Raw genomic sequence first — 6,998 nt, 5'->3', positions numbered from 1 at the left:
TTATTAATGCAGGAGTTAAACTTGGTGCTAATATTGTTCTATCTGCGTTTAGACTTAGTATCTCGTCTGTGCCGGCTTCGGTTAAAAGTGAGGTTGCTGAATTTCCTAATCTAAATTTAATATTACTGTCGTTTTTACCTGCAATAAATATTAAATCGTCTGTACCATAAAGCAAAGTGTTATTTCTTAAATAAGGTTGAAAATATCCTGAATTAAAATGACTTAAACTAAAGCCTTGTGTATAAATGTTTCCTGTTGTTGCAGTGAATCCTGCATAAGCATTTGTGCCTGTACTAATATTTTTTGATAAATAACCTGTTGCGCCATCTATGTTAACATCGTTAATATATCCGTTCACATCATTAATAGGTGAAATTCTATTGCCTTGAAAGGCATCAATAGGGTTTGTTAATTCTTCAACTACTGATGATGAACTTCCACCTGAACCTATAACTTCCCAACTATCACCATCCCATTGCTCAAATCTATTAACAGCAGGGCTAATGTTTAAATGATATATAATTGTTCTATCAGTTGATGATAGTGTTAAAGCATCTCTTTGAACCGTTGTGTATGGAATGTATTTAGTAAACGGTGTTACAATACCATCTGGTAATGTTGCAGGTGGTAACTGTGCGAATACTGTTGTTGTAATTAAAAATGCTATTAAATAAAGTATGTTTTTCATTTCTTAAAATATTTTACGTGCTTCTAAAATGCTGTTTAATGTTATTTGGCTAATAAATGATGCGTTTATAATCTCTAAAACACCTGTTATTGTGTTATATGTGTAATCTGTTCCTTCTGATAAAATAATTCTATTTAAAACGATGTTTACATATTTTGGTTTATCTGAAATATTGAAAATTGTTTGATTTGCACTTGTAATTACTAAATGAACTTTTTTAGCTAAAGAGTTATTAAAACCATAAACATCTATTAAACTGCTTGTAGTTATACTATTTGCAACGCTTGTATTTGTTATAACTAAAGTTCCTGTTTGATTTGTATAAGTGTAATCTATATTTTGGTGTTGATGCACTCTATTAATTACAACATCTATATTATCTGGTTTTGTTGGTAAAATGTAAGTTGTTTGCCCATCAAGATTAATAGTAATAGGAATTTTACTGAATGATCCAGAACTTGCAGTAACACCTAAATTTTCTTTTGATATTTTAGCAATAATACCGTTAGTATTATCAAAAACAATTATAAAATCAGTATTATTTAAAGTTGTTAAAAGAGGTAAATCCTCACCCCTTTTTGAGTTTAGTAGTAATGTAAGTAGTTGTTCTTGTGTACTCATAAGTCAAAGATAATCAATTTTTTATTATTTAGAATGATTCTAAATAAGGATTTATTAAATATTTACAATTATTTTTTAGTTATATTTGTTAGTTATGTTATTGTTAATTATTTTAATCGGTTTACCTTTGCTTGGTTGGTGGGTTTTTACATCTATATTTGATGTTTTAACCTCTTATAAATCTAAACCAACCAAAGACACATATATTACGCATATACATAACGATAATAGGCAAGTTCACTTTCATTCTAATCAACCCGAAGAAATCCACCAGAAGCACCAATAGATAATAGTTGAGCATCTAAAGTAATATCACCTAAATTAATTCCTGAATTACTATCAAAAACATAATTGGCTTTAACTAAATTCGCTTTTATTATATATTGACTTCCTACGGGTGTTGTTTCAATTTCGCCTTCTGCAACGTAATTAACATTATTTATAAATAATCTGTCTTGTAATAATATTAATGCTAATTTTTCTGCCATTATAGTTGGTAATGGTTTTGATGTAAATTCCCAAAACCCCCTATATCTGTTTTCTAATGCAGTTGTATTAGTATCAGTAACATATATTTCTTGTTCTGTATTTGTTTTCCAAACTAAATCTATTACATAAGGTATTCTTAACTTGTGTGATATTCCTGTTGAGTAGTTTATTTCGTTGTTTTCTGTGTTATAAGATTCTATTAAAAAGGTTCTAAAATGATTTGTTCTTACATTTTGCCATTCACTTAAAAAAGTTTTTGATTCAAAATTACTGTCTGTACACTCTACCTTTATTTTAAAATAACCTTCTGTATCAAATTCAATATCAAATTCGTAATTTTCCCAATCTACTGCATTATAAACACTTGTTACTTTGTGTGTTCCTGCTACTATTGGAAAGTCATTGTAAAGCATGTTTAAAACTAAAACGTTTGCATCATCGTTGTAAACTATATCTTCTACTTTATACCATCCTACGCCTTCTATATTTACATAATCACCAGAATTAAACCAACTAGGCACATTTATACCTATGTTATAATCATTTATTTGTGCTAAAGTTGTTGCATCATAAACACTACCACCACTAAATTTAATGCCTACATAATTACTGCTATTATAAGGCACAGAAACAACCACAGCATCACGAATATCAGTAATATTCATATTTGCAGTTTTTTTAAATACTGTTATATCTGTTTCATTATGGTTTTCATCAATTAAAGTTGCTACTATATTTGAATAGTTTGTTTTAATTTGTGTAGTAATTAAATCGGATCTATTCCATAACTGCGTAAAAGAGTTATTAGGTAATTTTACAAATTCTTCAAAACTTAAAGTATTAAAAGGTGTTTTTAATATAGCATCACTCCAAATAACATCCTCTTTAAATCTTATAGAGTTAATGTTTGAAATCTCACAAATAGCACTATAATCTAATAAGTTTGGTGAAAATTCATCAATACTAAATGTTTTTGTTGTTGAGCATCCAATATTATCTCTTATGTATAATGTATAATCACCTATTGTTAAATTTGAAAAGTTTGTTGATGTTTGCCAATTAACATTATCTAAAGAGTATTCAATATCAAAATAAGGTGTTTTTAAAAATGTATTTGTTACATTTAAAGTTGATGATGTAGGTGTGCTTATTATATCAATATTAAAAAAAGAAGATAATAGTTTAGGAACATAAATACTAGCAGATGCAAAAACTTCATCCTTTTTAGTTTTTACTAGAATATTACCACTTCTTGCAGTTGTAAATATATGAGGGTTTAAAGTAATATTTTCAATTAAAGGACTTTCTAAGCTGTCTGACAATTCAGATGTTTCAACACTTATTTTTACATTATCACAAGGGTTTAAATCAGCTTCTTGAATTACTAGATTATCTATTGTTAAAGGTTGAGGAATAACAAAGTTATCAATGTTTAATGTTACTGCCCCGTTTGTGGTGTTTTCTATTAATTCAAAATTTACACTTTTTGACACAGCACCTTCAATCGTTACAACGTTTAAAACAGATGTTACAATATACCTTGAAAGAAAGTTATAATCAGAATTAAAAGCATTTCTAAAATTAAAAGCAGATATTTCAGGACTACCTAATTGTGGATTGGTTGATTCGCCTATTGTTGTTCTTAATTCTCTAAAAACCTCTGTAAATGATGATGAAGGTAATTCGTTATCATCAATAGTTAAAGAAGTACCCTCTGCAGGTATAGAATTAAACGTTAATGTGATTATACTTGACATATTATATTGCTTTTAGTATTTTAAATTCGCCTAAATTGTTTTGTTTTTGTGTTTGTTGATATAAATACCCTGTTTCCTTTTTGCCTTGATATACATATTGAACTTTAAAATAAAAATTTGGAATATCACGACCATTTACATTGGTTTTCCCATTTAATTGTTGTACTATATCGTATGTTAAAGGGTGTTTAAATGTTACAAATTTAGGCTCAAATAGTGCTTTTTCTAGGTTTTTAATCTCTAAATCATCACGTTCACTTCTAGCTGTTTTACCTACTTCTTTTGTTGTTAAACTATTATTACCTTCTGTGTTTGAATACCTTATTTTATCTTCTTGGTGCTTTATTACACCAGAACCATAAAACCATTGATGCCTTCTTTCAATTTGTGATGGTGTTATACGTAAATTTGTAGCAGTTTCAGGACTAAAAATACCCGTTGGTAATAATTCAAAATCATCTAAATAACTCCTTTCTTCTAAGGCTAAACCAAAACCCTCTTTTAAGTCTAACAAAAACTTGTCTTTGTCATAACTTGTGTCTGTTGTTGGGTAATCTCTTTTTAATTTACGCCTTGCAAATTCTTTTCCGTAAGTATCTGCTCTGGATGGGCTTACTTTACTATATTTTGTTTCAACTCTTTTTAAAGGCGTTGTAAATCCTGTTTTAATATTATATTCATCTAAAGCCATTGCTTCCTCATACTCGCCTGTTTCTTTATATCCAAATTCTAAAGATGAATGACAAAACTCTGTTGCGTTTTCTTCTTCATAATCACTAACTTCATCATTTAAAAATATTGCTATTGATGGTTGGAAGTAATACTTTAAATCTTCAACTACTAAAGTTTCATAACCATTTATTGTTTCTATATGATGCCCTGTGTTACAAACAACGTTAAGAGTTTCTAAAAACTCATCTATTGAAATTTGCATAGCATATTTAGGTAATTCTTTACCATCTATAACTTCTACTGTATAGTAAAATTGACGAATCCAAAGCCCTAATGTTAAAGCTAGTTTAGAAAATGTGCCATTGTTTAAATAATAAGAATAAAAACGCCCTTTTTCACCTGTAATTATTTGCATAAGCTTTTCGCCTATATCTTTTAAAAATACTGCTTCGGTTTGAGAATCTTCAAAAAAACTATCTTCTTCAATAGTTAAACTACCTGTTATGTTTTGTGCGTTTGCTCTAACTCCTGCTTGATTATCTACAAACATATCAGATTGCAATAATAATTCTATTGCTAAACTTTCACCTGCTTGTAGTGTTACTGTTTTTTTGGTTTGTGGTACACTTATAGGAAGTGTAAAAGATGGTATTGCAAAATCTTTATCAGAAGGTAAAACAATAGGAAAATCACTAGGCGATTCAGAAGCTAATTCATATAAAACATCTCTGTTTTTTACATCATAAATATTGCCATTTTCATAAGTTGTAAGGCTTATTTTATATCTACACCATTGTACATTTTCATATTGTTGAAAAAATACATCAAAATCAAAGTTAAAGGTTAAATTTAATGTTCTTTCTCTATCTGCATCTAAAAAAAACATCATGCCTGTTGTTCCATTTATTTCATTACCATAACTTCCAGATATAATTGATTCTGCTTGTTCTTGTGATTTTGAAAATAAACTTAAAGGAATACCTGTTGATTGCGCTCTTGTGTTACCTGCATTACTTTCTACTGCTAAAGCTGCTATATTATTATTTTCTTTTATCTCATATTGTGATATTAAAAATATATTTCTACTTGTTAAAGCAACTAACTGTTTATCAATAGCATCAATAACATTCCCGTTTATAGATTCTAAACGCTCTATTTCAAACTTTTCTTTTTCTTGTGATTTTATTAAAGCATTTAAACCGCCTGTTTTAAAAGGTACTTTTACTTCTAATTTGTTACATGAATAATCACTAAAATCAAATGTTCCTGTGCTATGTAAATAAGGGTGTGAAGTCTTAGGATGGAATCTATATTCTTCTAAAGTTACATCGGCTTCACCACCCTTAAAATCATAAGCTAATTTTAAAAAATCTCTACCATCTTTTACAAATACAAGGTTTTTAGATAATTCAGTAACTACTCCATGCGTTTTTTCACGCTTTAAAGTCCTGTTACTGTTATCCCATTCTTTTGGATCATGTATTAAATCAATACTTTGTTTAGTATCGTTATTTATAAGCTTATATTTTACCCTTTGAAAATTCATAAACGACTAAGTTTTAACTGAAATGCTAAATCTTCTGAAATACTGTTATTATTATAAACTTTTACATTGGCTTTATTTTGTGCCATTGCTTTAACTAATCTATCTGTTTGGCTATTTATTGTTTTAGCCATTAAATAGTTGTTTATAGTATCACTTTGACCTTGTAAAGAAGCCATTATACTATGTCTGTGTATATCGTTGTATAATTGCTCATCTGTAAGGCTTGAAAGGAATTTATCAGCATCTGGTATAATGGTATCACTCTTTTTTACATATCCTAAAACATTACGCCCTTTTATCCGTTCCATTTCACCAGAAGCCGATATTTTTAACTCGTCTTTTCCCCCATCGTTAAGTAAAGCCCAACTGTCTTTTCCTTTTCCTTTTTCTTTACCATCTTTATATTGTGGTATTGGTTGTGCTGCTATGGTTGCAGCTTGTAAAGCTCCTAAAGCAATAATTGAAGGAATTAATAAAGGAGCTATAACGCCTGTTTGCGCTGTAACCTTTGAAACCGCAATAGCTGTATTAATAGCAACTTCGGCTATACCCGCAACTTTATTTAATATTGCTGCCTTTTTTTGTTCCTCTCTTTTCTTTTTCTCTAATTCTAGGTTTTTTCTATCTCTTTCGGCTTCCAATGCGCTACGTTGTTCTTCAGATAATTGTTCGTTATCCAATAATGCAGCATAGTAATCGTTATTTTTATTTATTTCGTCATCGTACTTTTGAATTTTAGCATCAAATAAAGCATTAACAAAGTTTACACTTTCGTTAAAGGCTGCTAAAGCATTATCTCTTATTTGGTCGTTAGCATCTTTTAGAATTTCGGCTGTTTTTTCAGCTTCTTCACGTTTTCGTTTTTCAGCAGAAACAAAAGCATCTATTTCTGAATTTGCTCCGCTTACATTTACACCTTTTTTAAGATTTTTAAAAATACTTTTTACAGCTTCTTCTTCGCTTCCTGTGCCTAAGCCTTTTACGTCTAAGCCTTGAAATTCAGTTTTTAAATCTTGTAACTCTTGTTTGGCTTTTTTAATTTCTTCGGCATATAATCCGTATTGCCTTGTATTTGTAGCTAATTTACTTTGCTCGTTTTCTAAAGCAGAAATTAAAGCTGTTTGATAAGCTATTGAACCTTTTAAAGCTTCTATGCCTTTATTTTTTTGCTCGTTATTATCTTTAGTAGCTTCGGTGTTTTTGGCTATCTCTGGTGTTATCTCAC

5 protein-coding genes are annotated in these 6,998 nt (G+C 29.3%); all 5 read right to left on the bottom strand.

The features are described from left to right. A partial coding sequence (locus AC1XJX_RS13260) for a hypothetical protein (RefSeq protein WP_482004469.1) occupies positions 1–688 on the bottom strand: 688 nt, incomplete at its 3' end. A 3-nt stretch (positions 689–691) separates the two neighbouring features. After that, on the bottom strand, positions 692–1,309 hold the full coding sequence (locus AC1XJX_RS13255) for a hypothetical protein (RefSeq protein WP_482004468.1): 618 nt from the start codon (positions 1,307–1,309) through the stop codon (positions 692–694). 248 nt (positions 1,310–1,557) lie between these two features. Beyond that, positions 1,558–3,555, bottom strand: a complete 1,998-nt coding sequence (locus tag AC1XJX_RS13250) for a hypothetical protein (RefSeq protein WP_482004467.1) — start codon at positions 3,553–3,555, stop codon at positions 1,558–1,560. Position 3,556: 1 nt separating this feature from the next. Then, on the bottom strand, positions 3,557–5,773 hold the full coding sequence (locus AC1XJX_RS13245; protein WP_482004466.1) for a hypothetical protein: 2,217 nt from the start codon (positions 5,771–5,773) through the stop codon (positions 3,557–3,559). Next, positions 5,770–6,998: hypothetical protein (locus tag AC1XJX_RS13240; protein WP_482004465.1), on the bottom strand; the 1,229-nt coding region annotated here is incomplete at its 5' end. The genes AC1XJX_RS13245 and AC1XJX_RS13240, both read right to left, overlap by 4 nt.

The sequence above is a fragment of the Flaviramulus sp. genome, from assembly GCF_982512915.1.
Note: the sequence above shows the minus strand (reverse complement) of the source record. Positions and strands in the feature narration are given on the sequence as shown.

Coding starts and splice junctions, on each gene's coding strand:
- AC1XJX_RS13250 (WP_482004467.1), bottom strand. CDS start 3,555: ATGTCAAGTATAATCACATTAACGTTTAATTCTATACCTGCAGAGGGT.
- AC1XJX_RS13255 (WP_482004468.1), bottom strand. CDS start 1,309: ATGAGTACACAAGAACAACTACTTACATTACTACTAAACTCAAAAAGG.
- AC1XJX_RS13245 (WP_482004466.1), bottom strand. CDS start 5,773: ATGAATTTTCAAAGGGTAAAATATAAGCTTATAAATAACGATACTAAA.